The sequence below is a fragment of the Dellaglioa sp. CoH-57-MRSF-21 genome (assembly GCF_056781915.1).
Genome location: NZ_JBXAXU010000208.1, coordinates 1 through 262, shown reverse-complemented (window position 1 = coordinate 262; position 262 = coordinate 1). Strand labels below are relative to the sequence as shown.

At 58.0% G+C, this 262-nt stretch carries 1 protein-coding gene; it reads left to right on the top strand.

Translation table 11 applies throughout. The features are described from left to right. The coding region (locus AC1RPQ_RS08545; RefSeq protein ID WP_481762355.1) for a hypothetical protein at positions 1-262 on the top strand (262 nt) is incomplete at both ends.

Here is a 262-nt window from a genome sequence, read left to right as displayed (position 1 = left end):
CCTATGACACGTTTCGGCCCGAGGATTTTGCATACGCGCTGCTGGAACACGTGCACGTGGACGCGAGCCCGTTGCTGCGCGCCATGAACAACGGGCTGGATGAGGTGCGGAACGCGGAAAGGCTCACACGCGAAAACGTTGAGATTTTCAGTAACCCGGAACACCACAACCACGAACTTCTGCAAGAACGCTATCGTGGGATGAGCGACGCCTATCAGTTTGCGCGTGGCTGCGTCGCGCGTCACGTCATGCAGGAACTATC